19 protein-coding genes and 2 pseudogenes are annotated in these 23852 nt (G+C 70.9%); 12 read left to right on the top strand and 9 right to left on the bottom strand.

Annotation, left to right across the window (positions count from 1 at the left end; genetic code table 11):
• The first annotated feature begins 245 nt into the window (after positions 1-245).
• Complete coding sequence (locus OH735_RS30215; protein WP_406384843.1) at positions 246-2663, top strand: endonuclease/exonuclease/phosphatase family protein; 2418 nt, start codon at positions 246-248, stop codon at positions 2661-2663.
• A gap of 128 nt (positions 2664-2791) precedes the next feature.
• Here OH735_RS30215 and OH735_RS30210 read toward each other — a convergent pair whose 3' ends face one another.
• Positions 2792-3238, bottom strand: coding sequence for a hypothetical protein (locus OH735_RS30210; protein WP_406384842.1), 447 nt, complete (start codon positions 3236-3238; stop codon positions 2792-2794).
• Positions 3239-3603: 365 nt separating this feature from the next.
• Here OH735_RS30210 and OH735_RS30205 point away from each other — a divergent pair.
• Both OH735_RS30205 and OH735_RS30200 read left to right on the top strand, forming a co-directional pair.
• Positions 3604-4101 (top strand): annotated as a pseudogene (locus OH735_RS30205) (SMI1/KNR4 family protein); the annotation flags it as partial.
• Positions 4102-4305 carry a histone-like nucleoid-structuring protein Lsr2 gene (locus OH735_RS30200; RefSeq protein ID WP_376317684.1) on the top strand — a complete coding sequence of 68 codons (204 nt, stop codon included), beginning with the start codon at positions 4102-4104 and terminating at the stop codon, positions 4303-4305.
• A gap of 264 nt (positions 4306-4569) precedes the next feature.
• On the opposite strand, the gene OH735_RS30195 is transcribed toward OH735_RS30200, so the two are convergent.
• On the bottom strand, positions 4570-4944 hold the full coding sequence (locus OH735_RS30195) for a hypothetical protein (RefSeq protein WP_327259723.1): 375 nt from the start codon (positions 4942-4944) through the stop codon (positions 4570-4572).
• A 526-nt stretch (positions 4945-5470) separates the two neighbouring features.
• Positions 5471-6405 (bottom strand): annotated as a pseudogene (locus OH735_RS30190) (Tn3 family transposase).
• 332 nt (positions 6406-6737) lie between these two features.
• On the opposite strand from OH735_RS30190, the gene OH735_RS30185 reads away from it, so the two are divergent.
• The 8 genes from OH735_RS30185 to OH735_RS30150 all read left to right on the top strand — a co-directional run bounded on the left by OH735_RS30185 (position 6738) and on the right by OH735_RS30150 (position 17542).
• Positions 6738-8291 (top strand): peptidoglycan-binding protein, encoded by a 1554-nt coding sequence (locus OH735_RS30185; protein WP_406384841.1) that lies wholly within the window; start codon positions 6738-6740, stop codon positions 8289-8291.
• A gap of 503 nt (positions 8292-8794) precedes the next feature.
• Positions 8795-10249 (top strand): MFS transporter, encoded by a 1455-nt coding sequence (locus tag OH735_RS30180; protein ID WP_406384840.1) that lies wholly within the window; start codon positions 8795-8797, stop codon positions 10247-10249.
• 102 nt (positions 10250-10351) lie between these two features.
• Positions 10352-11923 carry an FGGY family carbohydrate kinase gene (locus OH735_RS30175; RefSeq protein ID WP_406384839.1) on the top strand — a complete coding sequence of 524 codons (1572 nt, stop codon included), beginning with the start codon at positions 10352-10354 and terminating at the stop codon, positions 11921-11923.
• 77 nt (positions 11924-12000) lie between these two features.
• Complete coding sequence (locus tag OH735_RS30170; RefSeq protein ID WP_406384838.1) at positions 12001-13674, top strand: FAD-dependent oxidoreductase; 1674 nt, start codon at positions 12001-12003, stop codon at positions 13672-13674.
• Positions 13671-15224, top strand: coding sequence for an FAD-binding oxidoreductase (locus tag OH735_RS30165; RefSeq protein ID WP_406384837.1), 1554 nt, complete (start codon positions 13671-13673; stop codon positions 15222-15224). The genes OH735_RS30170 and OH735_RS30165 overlap by 4 nt, the downstream gene beginning before the upstream one ends.
• 214 nt (positions 15225-15438) lie before the next feature.
• Complete coding sequence (locus tag OH735_RS30160) at positions 15439-16098, top strand: glycerol-3-phosphate responsive antiterminator (RefSeq protein ID WP_406384836.1); 660 nt, start codon at positions 15439-15441, stop codon at positions 16096-16098.
• Positions 16099-16103: 5 nt separating this feature from the next.
• The gene (locus OH735_RS30155) at positions 16104-16406 is read left to right on the top strand and encodes a putative quinol monooxygenase (RefSeq protein ID WP_406384835.1); all 303 of its coding nucleotides are present in this window, start codon (positions 16104-16106) and stop codon (positions 16404-16406) included.
• A complete protein-coding gene (locus OH735_RS30150; RefSeq protein ID WP_406384834.1) occupies positions 16403-17542 on the top strand; it encodes a zinc-binding dehydrogenase in 1140 nt (379 codons plus the stop codon). The genes OH735_RS30155 and OH735_RS30150 overlap by 4 nt, the downstream gene beginning before the upstream one ends.
• A 313-nt stretch (positions 17543-17855) precedes the next feature.
• Here OH735_RS30150 and OH735_RS30145 read toward each other — a convergent pair whose 3' ends face one another.
• A complete protein-coding gene (locus OH735_RS30145) occupies positions 17856-18263 on the bottom strand; it encodes a nuclear transport factor 2 family protein (RefSeq protein ID WP_406384833.1) in 408 nt (135 codons plus the stop codon).
• Positions 18264-18501: 238 nt separating this feature from the next.
• Between OH735_RS30145 and OH735_RS30140 the strand changes: the two genes are divergently transcribed.
• Positions 18502-19758 carry an MFS transporter gene (locus OH735_RS30140; protein WP_406384832.1) on the top strand — a complete coding sequence of 419 codons (1257 nt, stop codon included), beginning with the start codon at positions 18502-18504 and terminating at the stop codon, positions 19756-19758.
• Here the strand turns inward: OH735_RS30140 and OH735_RS30135 are convergent.
• From OH735_RS30135 to OH735_RS30115, 5 genes are all read right to left on the bottom strand, one after another.
• Entirely contained in the window at positions 19745-19909 is a 165-nt protein-coding gene (locus tag OH735_RS30135) for an SDR family oxidoreductase (RefSeq protein WP_406384831.1), read from the bottom strand. The two genes, OH735_RS30140 and OH735_RS30135, sit on opposite strands and share 14 nt — an antisense overlap.
• Before the next feature lie 55 nt (positions 19910-19964).
• A complete protein-coding gene (locus OH735_RS30130) occupies positions 19965-20708 on the bottom strand; it encodes an urease accessory protein UreD (RefSeq protein WP_406386804.1) in 744 nt (247 codons plus the stop codon).
• Between the two features lie 2 nt (positions 20709-20710).
• Entirely contained in the window at positions 20711-21373 is a 663-nt protein-coding gene (gene ureG / locus OH735_RS30125; RefSeq protein WP_406386802.1) for an urease accessory protein UreG, read from the bottom strand.
• Between the two features lie 109 nt (positions 21374-21482).
• Entirely contained in the window at positions 21483-22148 is a 666-nt protein-coding gene (locus OH735_RS30120) for an urease accessory protein UreF (protein ID WP_406384830.1), read from the bottom strand.
• Entirely contained in the window at positions 22148-23851 is a 1704-nt protein-coding gene (locus tag OH735_RS30115) for an urease subunit alpha (RefSeq protein WP_406384829.1), read from the bottom strand. The genes OH735_RS30120 and OH735_RS30115 overlap by 1 nt, the downstream gene beginning before the upstream one ends.
• Between the last annotated feature and the right edge of the window lies 1 nt (position 23852).

The raw sequence follows: 23852 nt of genomic DNA, 5'->3' as shown, positions 1-23852 counted from the left end.
GCCATCACGTCACCGTCGCCCGTCCGTGTCCCGGACCCCCACCATAGGCAACCAATTGGTTGCATGTCGAGCCGGGCGCGCGCCGCCCAGCACCTCCGGGTCGCCGGGCAGTCGGATGGTCGGGGCGGCGGGCCTGAGCACTTCCGGGTCGCCGGGGCGATTTCTCGAATTAACTTCTGATGTCTTGTCACGGCCGGGTCTACGCGCATAGCTTTTGCCCTCACCACACTTCGGGAGCAGCCACCGTGCACATATCCAGACCTCGTTCCGTTCTGCTGTCCGGCGCCGTCGCCGTGACGCTCTCGGTCACCGCTCTGCCTGCCGCGTTCGCGGCTCCGTCCTCGACCGCCGTGATCTCCGAGGTGTACGGCGGCGGGGGCAATTCGGGTGCGACGCTCACCCGCGACTTCATCGAGCTGGCCAACGCCGGCACCGCCGCGTACGACCTGACCGGTTTCAGCGTGCAGTACCTGCCGGCCGCCCCGTCGGCCGGCTCGCTGTGGCAGGCCTCCGCACTGACCGGGTCCGTCGCCCCCGGCGGCCGCTATCTCGTCGCCGAGGCCGCCGGCACCGGCGGCACGGTCGCCCTGCCGACGCCGGACGCCACCGGCACGGTCGCGATGGCGGCCGGCGGCGGAACCGTCGCGCTCGTCACCGGCAAGACCCCGCTGACCTGCAAGACGGCGGCCGACTGCGCGGCCGACCCGCGGATCGTGGACCTCGTCGGCTACGGCTCCGCGGTCGTACGGGAGGGCAGCGGCCCCGCGACGGGAGCGTCGAACACCTCCTCGGTGGCGCGCGGCACATCCCTCGCCGACACCGACGACAACGCCGCCGACTTCACCGCGGGCGCCCCGACGCCGGTCAACACGGCCGGTCAGACCTCCGGCGGCTCCGACCCCGGCGACCCCGGCGGCCCGACCGAGCCCGGCACCGTCCGGATCCACGACATCCAGGGCACCACCCGGGTGTCGCCGCTGAAGGGCCGGCAGGTGACCGGGGTCCCCGGCATCGTCACCGGCGTACGGACCACCGGTTCGCGCGGCTTCTGGATCCAGGACACCGCGCCGGACGCGGACGCCCGGACCAGCGAGGGCGTGTTCGTCTTCACCGGCTCCACCGCCCCGGAGGTCGCCGTGGGCGACTCGGTGCTGGTCAGCGGCAAGGTGGACGAGTACTACCCGTCGACGACCACCCAGTCGATCACCGAGATCACCGCCCCGAAGACGACGGTCCTGTCCTCGGGCAACGCGCTGCCGGCCCCGGTCGTGCTCGACGCAGCCGCGGTTCCGGACGCGTACGCTCCGTCGGCGGACGGCGGTTCGATCGACTCGCTGGCCCTCGACCCGTCGGCGTACGCCCTCGACCTCTACGAATCGCTCGAAGGCACCAGGGTCCGGATCTCCGACACCCGGGTGACGGGTGCGACGACGGCGTACGGCGAGGTCTGGGTGACCGTCAAGCCGGACGAGAACCGCACCGGGCGCGGCGGCACGCTGTACTCCTCGTACAACGACCAGAACACCGGCCGTATCAAGGTGATGTCGCTCGACCCGGCCAAGCCGGTCCCCGTCGCCGACGTGGGCGATGTGCTGTCCGGCGCGACCACCGGTGTCGTGGACTACGCGTCGTTCGGCGGCTACAACCTCCAGGCCACCGAACTGGCCACGCTCACCGACAACCACCTGCAGCGCGAGGTCACCCGGAAGCAGAAGGGCAATGAACTCGCCGTCGCCACGTACAACGTGGAGAACCTGGACGCGCTGGACGAGCAGGCCAAGTTCGACACCCTCGCCGAGGGCGTCGCGGTCAACCTCTCTTCCCCGGACATCGTGTCGCTGGAGGAGATCCAGGACGACAACGGTGCGGTGAACGACGGCACGGTCGGCTCCGAGGCGACGCTGAAGCGGTTCACCGACGCCATCGTGGCCGCGGGCGGTCCGCAGTACGCGTGGCGGTACATCGCCCCCGAGAACAACAAGGACGGCGGCGAACCCGGCGGAAACATCCGTAACGTCTTCCTCTTCAATCCGGAGAGGGTCGACTTCGTGGACCGCGCGGGCGGCGACGCGACCACCGCCGTGACCGCCGTGAAGACGAAGAAGGGAGTGACACTCTCGGCGTCGCCCGGCCGGATCACCCCGACCGACGCGGCGTGGGCCGACAGCCGCAAGCCGCTCGTCGGCGAGTTCCGCTTCCACGGGAAGCCGGTCTTCGTCATCGGCAACCACTTCACGTCCAAGGGCGGCGACCAGCCCCTGCACGGCCGCTACCAGGAGCCGAAGCGCAGCTCGGAGACCAAGCGGGCGAAGCAGGCGACGGAGGTCAACACCTTCGTCAAGTCACTGCTGGCAGCGGACGATTCGGCCCGCGTCATCACCCTCGGCGACCTCAACGATTTCGCGTTCTCGCCGACGATGGAGGCGCTGACCAACGGCGAGGTACTCAAGCCGCTGATCACCACGCTGCCCGCGAGCGAGCAGTACAGCTACGTGTACGAGGGCAACTCGCAGACGCTGGACCACATCCTGACCAGTCCCGGCATCCGCCGCTTCGACTACGACGTGGTGCACATCAACGCGGAGTTCGCCGACCAGGCGAGCGACCACGACCCGCAGGTCGTGCGGGTCGACGTCAACGCGCAGGACAACAGCGGGCGTTGACCGCCGGGCCCGCGAGCGCAGGGTGCGGGCCGTTCGGGGTGGGGTGGGGGCGGGCCTCACCCCACGCCGGGCCTCACCCACCGGGCCTCACCCACACCGGGCTCCGGACCCCGGCCCGGGCCGCCCCCTCACGCCCTCGGCACCGAACGCGCGCCCGCCGACTGGCGCGGGAGGGCGGCCCGGACAGACCCCTCCCCCGGGGCCCTGCCCGGTGACCGACCGTGGGGACCAGCGGTACAGCCGTTGGCGCGGTGGAGGGCTTCGAGCTGGCTCGCCAGCTCCTGCCGGGCGGTCGACGTCCGGGCGTACCCGATGCGGACCGGTCGCTCGGTGCGGGGTACGGGCACAACGGCAAGCGCCGGGCCCTGCTTCCACGCGCGGCCGGGGAGCCGGTCGGCGGGGACGGGGATCTCCAGTTCCTCGCGGAGCGCGGGGACGAGGACGAAGCGCGGGGTGTGGTACTTCGCGGCGGTCTTCCCGCCTCGGGTGCGGCAGGCGCTGCCAGCGGGCGCGTCACAGTTCGGGCAGTTGTGGCGTTCTACCGCCAATGCGGCCTGATCGGGCGTGAGATCCATGACGGCAGCCTCTCAGAAGTGCCTCGCACAACACGCCGGTTTCGAGAGGACTTCTGCGAACGGCGACCTGCGGAAACGTGATCATTCCGGGTCCTGTCGCAGAACTCTCACAGATGATCATTTCTGAGAATGACCGTGTGTGATGTCCGTTGCCGGAGACCGCCCGCCGCGCGCAGGCAGGTAGCCCGCAGCAACATGGAGACCCCGACAGGGTTCGATGTCAGTGGCCCCGCGTACGGTCTGCCCATGGATGATCAGCGGTCGCCCTTCCCTCTGATAGACGACGTCAGAACCTGGGAGTCCGTTCTGCGGTTCCTGGGGGTCAGCAACGCGGGTCGGCGTGCTCCGTCCGTTGGAGATCACGCATGAGCGAAATGCCGACGCACGAGGCAGAAGACGTACGACAGCCATGGGGCCGGGTCACCAAGTGGCTCGAACAGCACGCTCCCGACGTTTTTGCTGAGCTTGGCGACCCGGGCAGCCCGACAGCCATCAGCGGTACTGAAGACCGCATGGGCCTGAAACTGCCGAGAGAAATGTGGCAGTGGCTTCTGTCGAACGACGTCGGTGCCGGGAGACAACCCGATGCCCACTCGTGCCTGGTGGCGCTGGGGTGTGGGGGAGTCATCCCCAGCGGCGGTCTGCTTCTGGGGCTCACGGACATTGAGCGGGTCTACCTCCACAAGATGGGCATGGAGGAGATGGAACCGTCCGACGACCCTGACTATCCGTCCTGGCGCCAAGAATGGGTGCCGATCGCCGCGGAGAGCGACGGCTTCTATGGGCGGTTTTTGAACACACGCACTGGAAGCATCGGGTCTTGGACCGAGGGCTCCTACCCCGAAGAAGGAAAGTTTCCCTCGCTGTTCGCCTTCTTCCAGGATGCAGCGGACCACCTGGAGGGAGTCTCCTCGGACAACGCGAGAGAAACCGCCGGGGGCCCTATGCGCGACCGCGGTCCGGAGGGCGAGGCGATACGCCTCTGGGCCCGCGCGAACGGCTACCTCGTTAATGACAAGGGGCGCATCCCCGCCTTCATCCGCGAGGCGTACGAAGCATCACTGTGAGCGTCGTGATTGGCCGTTGAGGCCAACACGGCGGCTGCCCTTGGCGCCGGTCTTCGTTCCGATGTTCCCAACCACCGCAGGGGTGACGGCCACTGTTCCGGAACCGGGCGCGGTGGGAGACTGCGGCGGTGTCAGGGTTGGCTCACCGCGCACGCCATCCCAACCGGGTTCACCGTCCTGCCCCGGGGCACGACCGGCTACTACGGCCTGGTCGGCCCCGGGCTGACGGAGGGCGTGGACGAGTAGGCGCTGACGGCCAACGCACTAGCGGGTCAGCGTCTCGAAGCCGACATCTCCGCAGTACTGCACGACGCGCCCCTCTGCCTCGGAGTCACTGTTGTTCATCGCTGCCACCGTCGCATCCCCCAAGGTGCGGCCTCCGCCGACGGTCTCATCCCGGAGCGGTCGCATCGCGAGGAAGGCGTCCTGAGCGACGGCCCCGACCTCGTCGTACTCTGACGGTTCCGGCGTGTCCGTGCCCGCCGCGTTCCGCGCCTTCTGCCACGCCCCCAGCTGCGTGCAGTAGTTCTCCCGCTGCGCGGTCAGCCACTGCTCGTCCTTGCCCTCGGACGAGGAACACCCCGCCGCCACAGCCACCATGGCGAGGACCGGAACTACCACCTTAAGTACGCGCACCACGTTGCCCCCGCTGAAACTGCGTCCGCTCGTCCCTGTCACCTGCAACTCCCGCAGCAGGGTACCCGCGTGGAATACCTGGCCGCCGCAGAGGTCGCTGACTGAGCTGCACAGCGCCCGTACGAATCGCGATGGCGGGCCGTTCTCTACCATGTTGTCGCCCGCGCACAGATGACTATGTGGCTGCCCATGCCCCAGCGCACCGAGCCCGCCGGGGCTCACGATACGCATCGGGACGTGTCTGACAATTGAGCTTGAGGTGGGGCGTGGCTCCAGGCATTCGCAGCTTCCGGTGGATCCGCCGGAACGATCGACCTGCACTGACTCGCAGTTGAGGTTCAAAAACACCTGCTCACCAGCCTCGCGGAGAAGCTGGGCAAGGAGCGGTTCGACGCCGAGTTCGTCAAGGCGGTCAAGGGCACCGACATCAAGCCGCGTACTCCCAGAGAGCGGACCGCAACGGCGTCGAAGCGGCTGGCCAAGGGGGCCCACAAACTGATCGGCGCCCCTGGTCGACTCCTGACGCCCGTCAGACCTCCGCGCCGTCCTCGTCGTCGTCGAGCCCGGCCGCGTCCGGGTCCCGGAGCGGACGCAGGGTGCCGCCCGCCAGCTGGGTGGCGGTGAAGCTGTAGCGGCCCAGGACGTTGAGGTTCTTGTGCTTGAGCGGGGATAGCCGGGCCACGTCCTCGTCGCGGACCTCGTGACCCTTGGCGCGGAGTTGGGCGACGGCGGCGTCGATGTACCTGGTCGTCCAGAGCACCACCCCATTCAAAACAAGACCCAGTGACCCCAACTGATCTTCCATCCCGTCCCGGTATGCCTGGTGGATGGTGCCCTTCTTGCCGTGGCAGATGTCGCGGGCGAGCTTGTGGCGGGACTCCTGGACGGTGAGCTGCTTGTGCATCTGACGCCGGTAGGTGTCGTCGACGGGTCGACGACGGCGAGCAGGTGCAGGGTCTTGGCGATGCGCCCGTACTCGGCGAACGCCTGCCCCAGCGGGGTGGGGTGGCCCTCGCGGCCGAACATCCGCAGCAGGTCGTAGGCCCTGACCTGGCTGGTGACCAGGGAGCCGGCCACCCGCAGCATGTCCGGCCAGGCCGTGACAACCTTCTTCACATTGACCTTGTTGCGGGCCAGTGCCTCCCACGCGTGCTCGTACGCCGTCTTCAGCCGTTCGGTGTACTCCTTGACGCAGGAGACGTTCTCGATCTCCAGCTGCGTGGCCAAATGCTCCACCACCGGCCACGGCACGGCCAAGGGGTCCTCCAGGAACAGTCCGATGTAGCGGACCGTGCACATCTGGAGGGCGAAGCCGAGCCGGTTGTGGTCACCACGCCGCTTCGCGATCAGCTTCCGGTCCTCGTCGTCGAGGAAGAAGAACCGCTCCAGCTCGCGCCTCGTCGGCTCCTCGGCGAACTTCCCGTACGCCTCGGCCTGTTCATCAGTCAGAAATTCCACCGGCATGCGGCGGACGGTAGCCAGCCCCCACCAGTGATCGAGAATCTTCCGGAGAACCCCGCACCGCACCGATCACCTGTGCTAGGCGACCAAGATCAAGTCCTTAGCGCCAACGGCTGTACCGCTGGTCCCCAACGCCGGTGACCGCGGAGGCGGTCGCCGGGCAGGGCCCTGACCTGCACCTCAACCGCGTTGGAGTGAAAGGAAGTTCGACACGTCGGCGCATGATTGTCATGCCCGGAACAGATCGATACGCTGGGCGGGCTCAACGGCCCTCGGCCCACCCCACTCGGGCCCGGGGGTCGTTCTTTCTCTCCCCCCACCGAGCAGGAGCAGGTATGCCCCGACGCGCCGTCCCCCACACCACGGCCCGCGCATCCGTCCTCGCGGCCCTCACCGCCACCGTGCTGGCCGCGACCGGCGCCCCGGCCCTCGCCGCTCCGGACGACGGACACCCGATGAACCGGGCGTTCGCGCGGGCGGCCGAGAAGTTCGACGTACCGCGTGATCTGCTCGCCGCCGTCGGATACGGCGAAACCCGGCTCGACAGCCACTCCGGGCGCCCCAGTCAGGCGAACGGCTATGGCGTGATGCATCTGGTGAGCAACCCCGTGAACCGGACGCTGGAGCGGGCCGCCGCCCTCACCGGCGAGCCCGTGGCCGACCTCCGCAGCGACACCGCGGCCAACATCCTGGGCGGTGCGGCGGTGCTGCGCAGCTACGCGGACAAGCTGGGCCTCGACGCCCGGGACCGCGACGACATCGACGCCTGGTACCCGGCCGTCGCGCGGTACAGCGGCACGACGGGACGCGCCGCAGCCCTCTACGCCGACACCGTCTACACCTTCCTGACCAACGGGCTCTACGCCACCGTCCCCGGGGGTGAGCAGATCTCGGTGACGGCCCGCCCGGTCTCACCGCAGAAGGGCACGTTCGACACCACCGACGTACGTACCCAGAGCCCCGACTACCCGTCGGCGCTGTGGGTTCCGGCCGACGCGCACAACTTCGCCGTGGGCCGGACGGCCAAGATCGACAAGGTGATCATCCATGTCACGCAGGGCTCGTACGCGGGCTCGATCAGCTGGTTCCAGAACCCGACGGCAGAGGTGAGCGCCCACTATGTGGTGCGTTCCTCCGACGGCCAGATCACCCAGATGGTGCGCGACAGCGCCACCGCGTACCACGCACGGAGCCAGAACGCCTCGGCGCTCGGCATCGAGCACGAGGGATTCATCGACGACCCGTCGTGGTTCACGGACACGATGTACCGATCCTCGGCGGCCCTGACGAAGCATCTGTGCGACCGGTACGGGATTCGGAAGGACCGGGCGCACATCATCGGGCACAGCGAGGCACCGGGCAACGACCACACGGACCCGGGGCCGTACTGGGACTGGAACCGCTATATGCAGTTGGTGGGCGGGGCCAACGGCGGCGGCAACAGCGGTGACGGCCTGAACTTCACCGCGTACAAGACCCAGCGGAGCGGCTCGACGGGCCCCCAGGTCAGAGCCGTTCAGCAGCTGCTGAGCGAGCAGGGCTACGGGGTGGGCACGGTGGACGGCGGCTTCGGACAGGCCACACAGAATGCGGTGATGGCGTATCAGGCGACCCACGGCCTGTCGGCCGACGGCGTCGTGGGAGCCAGAACCTGGACCGCGCTGCTGTCGGCCGGCGCGACGACGACGCTCAAGCAGGGCGACTCGGGCGACGGGGTGAAACGGCTCCAGCGCTCACTGACCGCGGCGCTCGGCTCGACGGTCGGCATCGACGGGAGCTTCGGCCCGGCGACGGCGACGGCGGTACGCAGCTACCAGACGAGCCGGGGGCTGACGGCCGACGGCATCGTGGGACCGGCAACCTGGGCAGCGCTCCGGGCCGGGCGCTGACAAGTCCTGCGGGAAGACCGTGGCGCCGTCCGGAGTGAAGCGGACGGCGCCGCACGTCCCGGACATCGCTCATGCACGGAGTCGTGCCACCGACCGGGCTGCCCACACTTGTGCAGTGTGCGGCAGCCTCCCGGCCCACAACTCTGCCGACAACCCTGCCGACAGCCCTTGGAGCCGGGCACGGCGGCGACGGCGGCGAAGCGGGCGCCTTCCGTGGCCTGACGGGGTATGTGCACCGCGCCGGGGGCCGTCGGATGCCGCCGGGGCAGTGCACGTACCATGAGGTCCCACGTCACGTTTGAGTAACCTGCCGGAAACCCTTGACGTTTGTCCTGACTCGTTCTTAACCTCACTGCGTAGTTCGCATTCCTTGCAGTTCACGTGCTGCGGCGCTTTCCGCAGTGTTTTGACAGGCACAGACATAGACCACCTGTCGGTGGTTTCGTCATGCCTGTTTTTTTGTGCTCCCGTGCCGCCGATGGGTCTTCCTCGAAGGCGGATTCATGGCACAACGTCCGAGCGTCAAAGGCGTCGCCGACGTCGTTGCGCTCATCGATGGGCTGGGAAAGATCACCGGCCGGGCGCAAGTCATCTGGTTTCTCGTGTTCGGCGGGCTGTTTCTCGACGCCTATTCGAACGCCGCGCTGAGTGCCGGTCTGGGACCGATGACGTCCCAGATGGAGCTCACCAGCACGCAGGTCTCGATCCTCACGGCCACCGCACCGGCCCTGGCGATCGTCTTCAACCCGGTCGGCGGTTGGCTCGCCACCCGGATCGGCCGCGTTCCCCCGCTGCTCATCGCGAAGGTGTTCGCCATCGCGGGCGCCCTGCTGGCCGCGTTCGCCGGTGACTTCACCGTCGTCTGGCTCGGCCGGGTCCTGGTGGGTGTCGCGTACGGCATCGACTTCGCCGTCGCCATGGCGCTGCTCGCCGAATACACCCCGGCGAAGCTGGGCGGCCGGCTGAACCTGTGGCAGGCCGTCTGGTACGTCGCCACCACCAGCAACCTCGCGCTCGCCCTGCTCTTCTTCAACCTGGACGTGGGCGCGGACATCTGGCGCTGGTCGGTCGGCTCGGCCGCGGTCGTCGCCGCCGCGCTGCTGATCGGCCAGTGGCTGATGCTGCGGGAGAGCCCCACCTGGCTGGCGAGCAAGGGCCGGCTGGACGAGGCCGTCGTCAACCTGGACCGGATCTATGCCATCAAGGCCGTCGCCGGGAAGCCGGACGAGGCGACCCGCGCCGCCACCGAGGCGCCCGCCATCGGTTTCCGTCAGGCCGGGCTGCTCTTCAAGGGCGAGTACCTGCCGCGCACGGTGCTGTCCTCGGTCATCTCGCTCGGGCAGTCGATGCAGTACTTCGCGGTCGGCTGGTACCTCCCGCTGATCAGCCTGACCATCTTCGGCGAGAGCTTCGAGAAGGCCACCATCGGCTCGATGGTCTTCAACGCCTTCGGTATCGCGGGCGGCCTCCTCTCGGCGTACTTCGGCCGGCGGCTCGGGCTGCGGCTCAGCTCCGCCGCCGGTTTCGCCGGGGTGTTCGTGGCGCTGCTCGCGATGGGGCTGACCTTCGAGAAGGTGCCCACGGCCGTGGCGTTCCTGCTGCCGGTGCTGTTCATCCTCTGCCACTCCGCGGGCCCGGGTGCCAACGGCAAGTCCATCGCCGCGCTCTCGTACAGCAGCGATGTCCGCGCGCTCGGCACCGGTGTCACCGGGATGGTCGGCAGCTTCGGCAGTGTCGCAGGGCTGTACGTCTTCCCGCAGATCAAGGACTCGATGGGGCTCGCCGACACCTTCCTGGTGCTCTCCGTCGTGCCGCTGCTCGGCCTGATCACCTGCCTGGCGATCAAGTGGGACCCGACGAAGGCCGCGTCCCCCGACGAAGCCGCCGGACAGGACCGGGCCGTCGTCGGCGCCCGGGCCGGCTCACCGGAGGACGCGGAGTCCGCGACCGCGCGCTGACCGGCCGCCGGACCTGTCGCACCACACGATGGTCCCCACCCCCTTCTCGTATCCCTCCGCTCCTTCCGCACAGCTCGCGATGCTCGCAATGAAAGGGCTGCAATGACGCAGACGTTCCCCGGCGCCGCCGCACGGCGCGGTGTGCTGTCCATCGACGAGGGCACCACGGGCACCAGAGCCGGAGTCGTCCTCGACTCCGGCGCGGCCCACGAGGTGTTCTACCGGTCGATCAAGGTCAGCCATCCGGACGATCTCTCGGTCGAGCAGGACCCGATGGAGATCTGGAGCGCCACCGTCGAGGTGGCACGCCGGGCCGTCGGCCGGGCCCGCGAGGAGGGCATCGAGATCACCGCGGTGGCGCTCTCCACCCAGCGGGCCACCGCGATGCTGTGGGACCGGGTCACCGGGCGGCCGTTGCTGCCCGCGGTGGTGTGGCAGGACCGGCGTTACGCCCATGACCTCACCGCGTACGAGGCGGAGTGGGACGCCGCCCTGCTGGCCCGCCAGGGCCGGCCGGTCGGCGCCCGCGCCCCGTTCCTCTGGGCCGCGCGGCAGATCACCGCGCACCCGGAGGTGGCCGCCGCGCACCGCGAGGGCCGGCTGCTCTTCGGCACCGTCGACACCTGGCTGATCTGGCGTCTCACCGGTGGCGCCGTGCACGCCACCACCCCGACCAACGCCGCGTCCAGCGGCGGTTATCTGCTGGAACGGCACGCCTGGGACGAGGAGTGGATCAGCCACCTCGACTTCCCTCTCGACCTGCTTCCGGAACTCCGCTCCGACGACGCCGGATTCGGTACCACCGACCCGGCCGCCCTCGGGATGGCCGTCCCGCTGGCCGCCTCCATGGGCGACCAGCACGCCGCACTGATCGCGCTCGGCGGCCTCGCCGCCGGGCAGGGCATGTGCGTGTACGGGACCGGCGCCTTCGTCGACGCGGCGACCGGCACCACGCCCGCCCTGCCCCGGCCGGACATCTCCGGGGTGCTCGCCCAGCCCGGCCGGCGGCAGGGCGACATCAGCCACTACAGCCTGGAGGCGTACACCTCCACGGCGGGTTCGGCGCTGCGCTGGCTCTGCGACGACCTGGGGCTGTTCGCATCGCCGAAGGAGCTCGGTGAGGAGGCGGGCCGGGTCCCCACCCGGCCGGGCCGCACCCCGCGTTTCGTCCCGGCGCTCGCCGGGGTCCGTACGCCGGTCTGGCACCCGGAGGCCACCGCCTCCCTCACCGGGCTCACCCTCGCCACCACCCGCGCCGATCTCGCCCGCGCCGTGCTCGACGGGATCGCGCACTCCGTTTGCGACCTGATCGACGGGGTCGCCGACACCATGGGCACTCCGTTCACCCGGCTCCGGGTGGGCGGCGGGGTCTCCGGCAGCGACCCGCTCATGCGGATCCAGGCCGACCTGACCGGCCTGCCGCTGGAGCGGGTCTCCGACTCCGCCACCGCCAGCCTGCGGGGCACCGCCTACCTGGCCGGGGTCGCCCAGGGCCTGTGGTCCTCGCTCGAAGAGGTCGTCGAGGCCCAGCCGCACGGCCAGGTCTTCGAGCCGTCGATCACTGCGGCCGAGCGCGCCGAGCAGCGGGCCGCCTGGCGCGACGTGCTGATCGCCCACCTGAACGACGCCGCGCTGCTTCCCCTGACGGACCCCGAACCCCGAACCCCCCACTGACGGCCCTCCCGACCGTCGCACTGGCGGCCCGTACCCGACCACGCGGCCGCCACACCGAAACACCAGGAGTTGATGTTGTGATCACCATGCCCGCCCGGAAACCGCGGCGCAGCGCCGCGGCGACCCGCCGAACGCCCCTGCTGCTCGGCCGGGCAGCCCTCAAGCGCCGGCTGGCCGACGACACGTACGACGTGCTCGTCATCGGCGGTGGCATCACCGGGGCGTACGCCGTGCTCGACGCGGCCTCGCGCGGGCTGCGCGCGGCACTGATCGAGAAGGACGACTTCGCCTCCGGCACGTCGTCGAAGTCCTCGAAGATGGTGCACGGCGGCCTGCGCTACATCGAGCAGGGCAACGTCAACCTGGTCCGCCACTCGCTCCTGGAGCGTCACCGCTTCCGCAAGAACGCCCCGCACCTGGTGCACCGGCTGCCGTTCCTCTTCCCGATCCTGGAGAAGGAGGGCATCTTCGACGCCCGCCTCGCCAAGGGCTTCGAGGGTCTGCTGTGGACGTACGACCTGGTCGGCGGCTGGCGGATCGGCAAGCTCCACCAGCGGCTCACCGTCCCGGAGGTGCTCGCGCAGGCGCCGACGCTGCGCGCGGAGAACCTCAAGGGCGGGCTGATGTACTTCGACGCCCGTACCGATGACGCCCGGCTCGTGCTGACCATCGTCCGGACCGCCGCCGCGCTCGGTGCGACGATCCTCAACGGTGCCAAGGCCGAGGGTCTGCTGATGCAGATGGGCAAGGTGTCCGGAGCCCGGGTCTCGGCGGACGGCGACACCATCGACATCCGATCGCGGGCCGTAGTCAACGCCACCGGTGTGTGGACCGACGAGCTCGACGCGAAGGCCGACGACGGTCACAAGCCGCAGGTACGGCCTGCCAAGGGCGTCCACATCGTGGTGCCGTGGGACAAGGTGCGGATCAACTGCACGGTCACCGTGCCGATCCCCGGCCGGGCCCGCCGCGCGACCTGCACCCGCTGGGGCAACAGCGTCGTGCTCGGCACCACGGACGAGGACTACCAGGGCTCCCCCGACGATGTGCACTGCACCCGCGAGGAGATGGACTTCCTGCTGGAGGGCGCCAACACCGCCTTCGAGGGGAAGCTCACCCCGGACGACGTGGTCGGCTCCATCGGCGGCCTGCGCCCGCTGGTCGGCGGCAAGGAGGGTGCGACCCTCGACATGCGCCGCGACCACCACATCACCGTCGGCCGCACCGGCATGGTGACGGTGACCGGCGGCAAGCTCACCACCAGCCGGCACATGGGCGAACTCGTCATCGACAAGGTGATGACGGTCCTCGGCCGCAAGGGCAGGAGCCGCACCACCGACCTCCCGCTGCTCGGCGGTGCCGGTTACGACGCCGAGGCCGTCGCGGCCTCCGGTGGCATCGCCGCCCACCTCGGCGAACGCTTCGGCACCGAGGCCCGGTTCGTCGGCGACCTGATCCAGGACGACCCGACGCTGGCCGAGCCGGTCGTCGCGGGACTCCCGTACACCAAGGCCGAGGTCGTGTACGCGGCCCGCGCCGAACTGGCCCGCTCGGTCGACGACGTGCTCTCCCGGCGGCTGCGCGCCCGGCTGTTCGCCCGGGACGCCTCCGTGGACGCCGCCGGGGCCGTCGGCGCGATCCTCGGCCGGGAACTGAACCTCTCGGAGGCCGAGGTGGAGCGTTCGGTCTCCGAGTACCTCGCAGCCGTCCGTCACGAAAAGTCCGTACTCCTCGAAGGAGCAGCAGCATGATCAGCCGTCAGACCATCACTCACCCGTTCAACCGGGGCAACTACACGATCGGCGCCCCCAGCTTCGCCAAGTGGGCGCAGAACACCCCGATCGGGGACGGCGAGGCCGCCCTCCAGGTCGACCCGGTCGACGTTCCCGAATCCGTGATCGAGGCGCTGCGCGGGGCCGCGCACGCGGTACACACCTCCCGCGACGAGGTCGTCACCCGGACCCGCGACTGGTGGGCCGGCTCGATGATCGGCGAGACCGAGGGCCGTCCGGCGACGCCGAACGCCGTGATCGTCGAGGCGGCCGACGCCGACCAGGTCGCGGCCGTGCTGCGGATCTGCCACAAGGCCGGCATCCCGGTCACCCCGTCCGCCGGCCGCTCCAACGTCACGGGCGCGGCGCTCCCCGTCTTCGGCGGCGTCGTCCTGGATGTCTGCGGACTGAACGAGATCACCGGCTTCGACGCCGAGTCGAACATCGTGGACGTCCAGGCCGGCATGTTCGGCGACCTCTTCGAGAAGCAGCTCCAGGAGGAGTACGGCGTCACCACCGGCCACTGGCCGTCCGCGTTCGCCGTGTCCACGGTCGGCGGCTGGATCGCCTGCCGCGGCGCCGGCCAGCTCTCCACCCGGTACGGCAAGATCGAGGACATGGTCGTCGGCGTCGACGTCGTGCACGCGGACGGAACCCGTGCCACGTACGGCGACTACGCGCGCGCCGCGGTCGGCCCGGACCTGCGCCAGCTGTTCGTCGGCTCCGAGGGCACCCTCGGCGTCATCGTCTCCGCGCGCCTGCGCGTCCACCCGCTGCCCGAGTACGCGAACGCCGTCGCGTACGGCTTCAACACCTTCGCGGAGGGCCTGGACGCCTGCCGCCGGATCATGCAGCGCGGTGCCACCCCGGCCGTCCTGCGGCTGTACGACACCCTGGAGTCGGGCACCCACTTCGGCCACCCGGAGACCAATCTCCTGCTCGTCGCCGACGAGGGCGACCCGGCCATCGTCGACGCCTCGATCAAGGTGGCGCGGGAGGTCTGCGAGGCGTACGGCCCCGAGCTGGACAGCAAGGCGGTCTTCGAGCGCTGGCTGGACGAGCGGATGCTGGTCGGCAAGTCCGCCGACGGCTTCAAGCCGGGTCCCGGCTTCGTCGCCGACACCCTGGAGATGGCCGCTTCCTGGACCGACCTCCCGGTGATCTACGACGAGGTGGTCGCCGCGATCCAGTCGGTGGACGGCACCCTGGCCGCCTCGGCCCACCAGTCCCACGCGTACACCGACGGCGCCTGCGTCTACTTCTCGCTGCGCGGCGACGTGGCTCCCGAATCGCGCCGCGACTGGTACCGCTCGGTGTGGGACGCGGCCAACGCCGTACTCATCAAGCACGCGGCGGCGCTCAGCCATCACCACGGCTGCGGCCTGCTGCGCGGCCCCTACCTGGAGGAATCCCTCGGGGCGGGCTTCGCGACGTTCGTCGCGGTGAAGAAGGCCCTGGACCCGGCCGGCATTCTCAACCCTGGCAAACTGGGCCTTCCCAGCCGATTCGGTACGTCTGCGCTGAACTGACGCCAGGGCCTTTCGTTTGGATCAGGCCGGACCAGAGAGCGGGGTCTGGTGCGTGCGATCGCAAGGCGCAGGAGGGAGGCATGGCGGAGCCATGGCGACCGACGACAACGCGGCGAGCGTGCGTGCCAGACCCCGCGACCCCGGCAGGATCCAAACGAGAGGCCCTGGGCCAGCAGCAGCCACGAACCCCTCCCTCCCCAGGCAGGCCCTTGCCATGACCCCTTCCCCCTCCCGGTCCGGTGCCCCGCTCGACCCCCGGCTCACCACGGCGTTCGCCGAGGTGCCGGTCGTCGCGTCGGTCGTCGGTACCCAGCCGCTGCGGCAGTTCCTGACCGCGCCGGCCAAGGTGTGCATCCTCGCCTCGTTCGCGGTGGGGCAGTTGCCCCAGGTCGTGCCGGCGCTGGGCCGGGCGGGGAAGACCGTGTTCGTGAACGTGGACAGCAGCCCCGGTCTGGCTCAGGACCGGGGCGCGCTGGAGTTCATCAAGAACATGGGCGCGCACGGCGTGGTCAGCACCCGGCTCTCCCTCATAGAGAAGGGCCGCCCGCTCGGCCTGCTGACGATGATGAAGGTGTTCGTCACCGACCGGTCCAATCTGCGCCGCTCCACGGACGCGATCTCGCGCGGGGCGCCGGACCTGGTCGAGATCATGCCCGCGCCGATCATCGGCCGGATGAGCGCGCAGGCACAGCGCGCGATGTCCCCGTCGGTCGCCGCCGGCTTCGTGGAAACCGCCGCGGACGTGGCGCTCGCGCTGGCCCTCGGGTCGGCCGCGGCAGCCACCTCCGACCCCCGCCTCTGGCACCTGCGCCGGGACCAGCTGCCGCCGGTCCCGCCCACCACGCCGAAGAGGCCCCCCGCACCCCAGGAGTAAGCCCCATGACATACGTAGTCGTCGCCCGATACCGCACCAGGGCCGGCGAGGAGGACACCGTCCTCCCCCTGCTCGACACGATGGCCACCGCCTCCCGCCAGGAGCCGGGCAACCTCGCCTACCGGGTCCACCAGGGCACCGAGGACCCGCGGGCGATCGTGCTGTACGAGGAGTACGGATCCGAGGCCGACTTCACCGCGCACTGCGCCACCCCGCACTTCCAGGAGATCGTGCTCGGCAAGGTCGTCCCGCTGCTGGAGAGCCGCGACGTGCTGCGCTGCGCCCCGCGCCCGGAGGTGCGGGCGTGAAGACCCGTGCGGTGGTGCTGCGCGGGATATCGACGGCCCGCCCCTACTCCGGGACCCGCCCGGTGGAGGTGGAGGAGCTGGAGCTGGGCGCCCCGCGCGAGGGCGAGGTACTGGTCCGTATCGCGGCCGCCTCGCTCTGCCACTCGGACCTCTCGGTGGTCAACGGCGACCGGGTCCGCCCGCTGCCGATGGCGCTCGGCCACGAGGCGGTGGGCGTCGTCCAGGACACCGGACCGGGTGTCGGCCGGGTCTCCCCCGGTGACCACGTGGCGCTCGTCTTCGTGCCGAGCTGCGGCTTCTGCGCCGACTGCGCGGCGGGCCGGCCCGCCCTGTGCGCGCAGGCAGCGGCGGCGAACGGATCGGGTGCGCTGCTGCACGGCCCGTCGCTGCTGACCGACGCCTCCGGCAACCGGGTCCACCACCAGCTGGGCGTGTCCGCTTTCTCCGAACACGCGGTGCTGGCCCAGGAGTCGGTGGTCCCGATTCCCAAGGACATCCCGTTCACCGTGGCGTCGATGTTCGGCTGCGCGGTCCTCACGGGCGCGGGCGCGGTCATCAACACGGCGGCCCTGCGTCCCGGCCAGTCGACGGTGGTCTACGGCCTGGGCGGCGTGGGGCTCTCGGCGGTGCTGGGCGCCCGCGCTGCGGGGGCGTACCCGATCATCGCGGTCGACCCGGTCCAGGAGAAGCGCGAGCTGGCCGTCCGGCTGCGTGCGACGCATGCGTACGCCCCCGGCGAGGCGGTCGAGGCGATCCGCGAACTCACCTCCGGTGGCGCCGAGTTGGCGGTGGAGGCGGTGGGCAGCCCCAAGGTCATGGCGGAGTGCCTGACGGCCGTTGCCCGGGGCGGCACCGTCGTCTCGGTGGGCCTCCCCGCGCCCGACCGGGTGCTGGAGGTCCCGGCGCTGGCGTTCGCGGGCGAGGGCAAGTCCCTGCTCGGCTCGTACATGGGCGACGCGGTACCGCGCCGCGACATCCCGAGGTTCCTGGACCTGTGGCGGGCGGGCCTGATGCCGGTGGAGCAGATGCACACGGGCACGCTGCCGCTGGCCGACATCAACGCGGCGATGGAAGAGCTGGCTTCGGGCCGGGCGATCCGCCAGGTCATCGACACGTCAGGCATGTTGGACGCCTGAGCGATCCGCCCCGCACACGGGCACGCTGCCGCTGGCCGACATCAACGCGGCGATGGAGGAGCTGGCTTCGGGCCGGGCGATCCGCCAGGTCATCGACACGTCAGGCATGTTGGACGCCTGAGCGATCCTGCCCGCGCCCGGGCTCGGCCGCCGGCGCCCCCACTGGTTGCGGGGGCGCCGGCGGCGTCGGCGTGCGCCGCCTGGCATGCGACATGCGATATGTGGCATGTGGCATGTGGCGCGATACCGGCACATGCGGCATGTCACGTGTGGCATGCCGTACGGCACCCGCACCTGTGACATGTCATGCGGTCTACTCCTTGGCAGCCGCAGGCATATTCCGCACGATGATCTTGCGACGGCTGATGCGCCAGCCCTGCTCGCCGCGCACGATCACGTCGTCGTAGGTCACGCTTCCACACGTACCGTCCGCCTTGATGCCGATCCCCTTCGACCGGGCGCGCACCCGGTCGTCACGGGCCTCGGTGAGCACGATGTTGGTGACGTGATGGCTGACGGGACCGCGCTCCGCCATCGCCTGCGCCGCGGCCCGGAAGGCCGCCAGCCCGTGCATCTCGCCATGCCCGAGGTCCGAGGTGTCGTAGACGATGTCGTCGGTGAACAGCTCGTCGAGTCGGTCGAGTTCGCCGTCGTCCACCAGATGCCCGTGCAGGGCGATCAGTTCGGTGATGGCCAGACGGTCCTCGGCTGCGAGTGTCATCGCCGGTCCTTTCGTCGATGCCCCAGTCTCACACCCTGCCTTCCCCGACGGCGGCAATTAGGGCGGGGCATCGGAAGCCGGGTCACACGTTTCTCGCCCTGGTACGTTGGCACGCATGTTCCTCTCCCGTGCGTAGGACCCCGTACCGACCGCACCCCGTCCCACCGGGTGCGGCCCCTCGGTGTCCCCGCATGCCCGCGGCGCCCTGTACCGCGCCGCCCTCACGAGGAACGTCCTCATGCCTTCGCGCTCACCCGCGCCTTCGCGCGCCCCTTCGTACGCCACCGTCCTGCGTACCCGCCATGCCTCCCGCACGTTCGGTGCCGCTCTGCTGGGGCGGCTGTCGTACGGGATGATCTCCCTCTCCCTGATGCTGGCGGTGAAGGACACCACCGGCTCGTACTCCGTCGCGGGCGCCGTCATGGCCCTGTTCGGGGCGACCAGTGTCTTCCTCTCCCCCGCCCATGCCGCGCTGATCGACCGGTACGGGCCGCGCCGGACGCTGCCGCCGATGGCCGGTGTCTACGCGACGCTGCTCGCCGCCCTGGCGTGCGCGACGTGGCGGCCGGGCACCTCCTCGCTCCTGGTGGGGGTGCTCGCCGTGGCGGCGGGCGCCTGCACACCGCCGTTGGGACCGGTGATGCGGACCCTGTGGAGCACCCTCGTTCCGGAACAGGAGCTGTTGCGGCGCGCGTACAGCCTGGACGGCGTCGCGGAGGAACTGCTGTTCGTCACCGGTCCGTTGCTGGTGGGCGTCGTGGTCACCTTCACCGTGCCCGCGGCGGGTGTCGCGATCAGTGCCGTGCTCGTGCTGGTGGGCGCCCTGGCGCTGGTGTCCTCGCCCGCGGTCCGCGGCATCACCGCGGCACGTTCCGCCCAGGAGGCCGCCGTGTCCCCGGACGCGCCTCGCGAGCGGCGGCTGCTCGGCGTCGCCGGGGTGCGGCACGCCGTGATCGTGACGGCGTCCGTGGGGCTGTGTCTGGGCGGGCTGGACCTGCTGGTGGTGGCGTTCACCGAACAGCGCCACCAGGGCGCGTCGGTGGCGTGGGTGCTGGCCGCGCTCTCGGCGGGAAGCGCGGTCGGCGGGCTCGGCTACGGCGCCGTCTCCTGGCGCACGCCGAACCGGGTACGGCTGCCGGTGCCGGCCGCCGGCCTGGGGGTGGCGATGGCCGTGGCCGGGCTGTCGACCGATGTGTACGTGCTGGCCGCGGTGCTGGCGGTGGCCGGGGTGTTCGTCGCACCGGCCTTGACGACCGCGTATCTCGTCGCGGACGAGTCCGTGGGCGCGGGGAGCCGCACGCAGGCGGGTGCGTGGGTCAACACCGCCGTCAACGCCGGGTCCTCGGCGGGCACCGCGGCGATGGGTCTGCTGGTGGACCGCCTGCCGCCGGCCGTGTGTTTCGCGGTCGCGGCGGTCCCCGCGCTGCTGGGCGCGGCCGCGGTGGCGCGCGGTGCGGCCGGCCGCTCCCGGATCAGCCGGGTCAGCGGAGCTTGATCGCCCCGCCGTCGGCCATCAGCGTCTGACCGGTGATGTACCGGGCGTCGTCGCTCGCCAGGAACGCGACGACCGGGGCGACATCCTTCTGCGGGTCGCCGAAGCGGCCCAGCGGGACCTTGGCGGCGCCCGGTGCCCCGCCCCGCACCACGCCATCTCCTCGGCACGATTTCTATGCGCGATACATTTTGTGTGCACGACGCGTATCAGTCCGTGCCGAGCCAGTCCTCCCAGACCGCCGCCAGTTCCGCGTCGATCGCCGGTGTCACCGTGTCCAGCAGCCGCACCTGCGCCCCCGGCCCCGCCAGCTCCATGCGGTACGGGTGGGGCGGTCCCCCCGGCCTCGTACCGAGAGCGGTGACCGAGCCGATGACGCGGTTCGGGCCCAGGATGCCGGGGAGTTCGCGCAGTTCCGGGTCCGTGAGGTCCAGGTCCTCGACCAGCAGCTCGTGGCCGTCGTACGTGGCGCGGGTCGTCGCCCGTACGCTGCCGCCCCGCTCGCCGGAGCGCCCGAGGACCAGGGTGTCGCGCCACAGCATCCGCGCCCCGGCCGCCAGCGCGATGTCCATCGAGCGCTCGACGCGGGCACCCGTCGAGATCACGAACGGCCGGGCGTCCCAGCGCAGTTCGCCGCCCTCCGCGATGTCGACCCGGGCCCGCCAGGTCGATGAGCCGCCGCGATGGTCGTACGCCACCAGGCCGGCCGGTTCGACCAGTTCCAGTCGGGCACCAGGGCCGACCGAGATGTGCAGCAGCAGATCGTCGCCCGCGAGGAGTCCCGCGCGGGTGCCGACGAGGGCGACCCGGAGACGGTCGGGGGACGGCAGCAGGGGGCGGGGGGCGAGGAAGGCGCCGGGGCTCAGTTCACGGGCGAGATGGCGGCCCGAGCTGTCGCACTCCGCGGCGACGACCGTGGGGTCGGCCGGCTCGGCGGGAGCGGCCGTCCGCACGGTCACGAGCCGTCGTGGCTGTGACTGTGGGGTGCCATCGGGCCCGGGTCGGTGGGGATGTGGGTCCCGGAGCGGTGGCGTACGAGCACCGCCCGTACCCACTCGGCGAGTTCGGCGATCGACTCCGGGTCGTTCTTGGAAAGCGCGAGGACCGGGAGGCCGCCGCGGGCGTTCTCGGCGTCTGCGACCATCGCGTCCACGTCGACCTCCACGTACGGCGCGAGGTCGGTCTTGTTGATGATCAGGAGGTCGGCGCCGGTGATGCCGGGGCCGCCCTTGCGGGCGACGTCACCACCGCCCGCGACGTCGATGCAGAAGAGCTGCGCGTCGGCGAGGGCGGGGCTGAAGGTGGCGGTGAGGTTGTCGCCGCCGCTCTCGATGAGGACCAGGTCGAGCGGTCCGTACGCCTCCTCCAGGTCCTCGACCGCGTCGAGGTTGGCGCTGACGTCGTCGCGGATCGCGGTGTGCGGGCAGGCGCCGGTCTCGACGGCGCGGATTCGTTCGGTGGGCAGGACGCCGGCCGAGCGGAGGAAGCGGGCGTCCTCGTCGGTGTAGATGTCGTTGGTGACGACGGCCATGGAGAGTTCACCCGCGAGCTCGCGGCACAGGGTCGCGAGAATCGAGCTCTTGCCGGTGCCGACCGGACCGGCGACCCCGAGGCGCATGGCGCGCGGCTGGTTGAGCGGCTGGTGGTAGTGCACGTTGGGGCCCTGGTCGGGCTGCTGGGTGGGCTGTTCGTCGCGCCGCTGGTCGGGGTGCTGGTCGGACTGCTGGTCAGGCAAGGAAGAGTTTCCGTTCTCGTGGTGCGTGTTCGAGTGCCCACTGCTCGGTGAGCGGGGGTGTACGGGCGGGCAGATCGGCCGGGGTCCGTACCGCGAGGGCCTCGGCCACCGCGGCCGTGGCGTCCGGCTCCGCGGCGAGGATCCAGGCGACGGAGTCGAGCGGATCGCCGGGCAGCAGCTTGAGCGCGGCGGAGGCGATGGTCTGCAGTTCGTCGTAGACGACGCCGTACGCCAGCTCCTCCTCCGACACCTTCATGACGGCTCCGAGGGCGCCCAGCGCGATCGGTCTCAGGGGGCGCGGGCGGATCGCGGACAGCGCGGTGACCGCGGGGTGGTCCGGAGCCAGCCGCCGTGCCAGGCGGTGCACGCCGCGGCCGAGCGTCGTCGACGCCTCGCGCAGGGGTGCGGCGGGGATCCGGGCGGCGAGGGCCTGTTGTACGGGGCCGTAGTCCACCGGGTCCTGGCCTGCGGCCCGCAGGGCGAGTACGGCGGCGGCTGCCTCGGTGACGGCCGCGGTGTGCAGCCGGGCCCGCAGCAGGGCGGGGACGCGGTCGCGGGTGAGACCTGCCGCGACGGCCGGTTCGAGCCCGGCGCTGTAGGTGTACGCGCCGACCGGGAGCCGCCCGTCGCCGAGCAGGAGGGGTGCGAGGCCCGCCATCAGAACATGGAGTACCGCTGGGCCAGCGGCAGTTCGGTGGCGGGGGCGGGCTCGACGAGTTCCCCGTCGATGCGGATGGCGAAGGTCTCCGGGTCGACGTCGATGTCCGGCAGCGCCGTGTTGTTCGGCAGGTCCGCCTTGGTGAGGTGGCGGGTGGGCCGTACGGCGACCAACTCCCTTACCAGACCGAGACGTTCGGCGAGTCCGTCCTCCAGGGCGGCCGGGGCCACGAAGCTGACCGAGAGGTGCGGGGCGGCCTCGGCCGCGGCGGTGGGGCGCAGCAGGACGGGCTGGGTGGTGGGGATCGCGGCGTTGGCGTCGCCGAGCGGCGCGTACACCACCATGCCGCCCTTGATGACGGCGGCGGGGCGGATGCCGAAGAAGGCGGGGTCCCACAGCACCAGGTCGGCGAGCTTGCCGGATTCCACGGAGCCGACGACGTGGTCGATGCCGTGGGCGACGGCGGGGCAGATCGTGTACTTGGCGACGTAGCGGCGGGCGCGTTCGTTGTCGGCGGGAAGTTCGCTGTCGCGGTCGCCGAAGCGCTGCTTCATGACGTGGGCGACCTGCCAGGTGCGGCAGATGACCTCGCCGATGCGGCCCATGGCCTGCGCGTCGGAGGAGGTGATGGAGAGGGCGCCGATGTCGTGCAGTACGTCTTCGGCGGCGATGGTGGTGGCGCGGATGCGGGACTCGGCGAAGGCGAGGTCCTCGGGGACGCGCGGGTTGAGGTGGTGACAGACCATCAGCATGTCGAGGTGCTCGGCGACGGTGTTGACGGTGTGCGGGAGCGTCGGATTGGTGGACGCGGGAAGGATGTTGGGGTGGGAGGCGACGGTGATGATGTCAGGGGCGTGGCCGCCGCCGGCGCCTTCCGCGTGGAAGACGTGGATGCCGCGCCCGGCGATGGCGTCGAGGGTTCCTTCGACGTATCCGGCCTCGTTGAGGCTGTCGGCGTGCAGGGCGACCTGGAGGCCGTAGCTGTCGGCCGCCTTCAGCGCGGCGTCGATGGCGGCGGGGGTGGCGCCCCAGTCCTCGTGGACCTTGTAGCCGCCGGCGCCGCCGAGCGCCGCCTCGCGCAGGGCGTCCTCGCCGACGGTGGAGCCCTTGCCGAACAGCATGATGTTGAGCGGGACCCGGTCCAGGGACCGGTGCATCATCGCGAGGTTCCAGGCGCCCGGGGTGACCGTGGTCGCCTTGGACCCCTCGGTGGCGCCGGTGCCGCCGCCGATGACGGTCGTGGTGCCGGTGGCGAGGGCCTCGTGGAGGGTCTCCGGCATGAGGAAGTGGACGTGGGTGTCGATGGCTCCGGCGGTGAGGATGCGGCCCTCGCCGGAGACCACGTCGGTGCCGGGTCCGATCACCAGGTCGGGGTGGACGCCGTCGCTGATGTCGGGGTTGCCCGAGCGGCCGAGGGCGACGATCCGGCCGCCCCGGACGCCGACGTCGGTCTTGACGATGCCCCAGTGGTCGAGGACGACGACATTGGTGATGACGAGGTCCAGGGCGCCGTCGGCGCGCGAGGTGGTGGCCTGACCCATGGACTCGCGGATGGACTTGCCGCCGCCGAACACGGCCTCGTCGCCGCCGAAGCAGCGGTCCTCCTCGACCTCGATCCAGAGGTCGGTGTCGGCGAGGCGGACGCGGTCGCCGGTGGTGGGGCCGTAGAGCGACGCGTAGGCGGCGCGGGTCATTTGTGCCATG

The organism is Streptomyces sp. NBC_01618, from assembly GCF_045209435.1.
Taxonomy (GTDB): Bacteria; Actinomycetota; Actinomycetes; order Streptomycetales; family Streptomycetaceae; genus Streptomyces.
The sequence above is the reverse complement of the archived record's forward strand: the minus strand, read 5'-3'. Positions and strand labels throughout refer to the sequence as shown.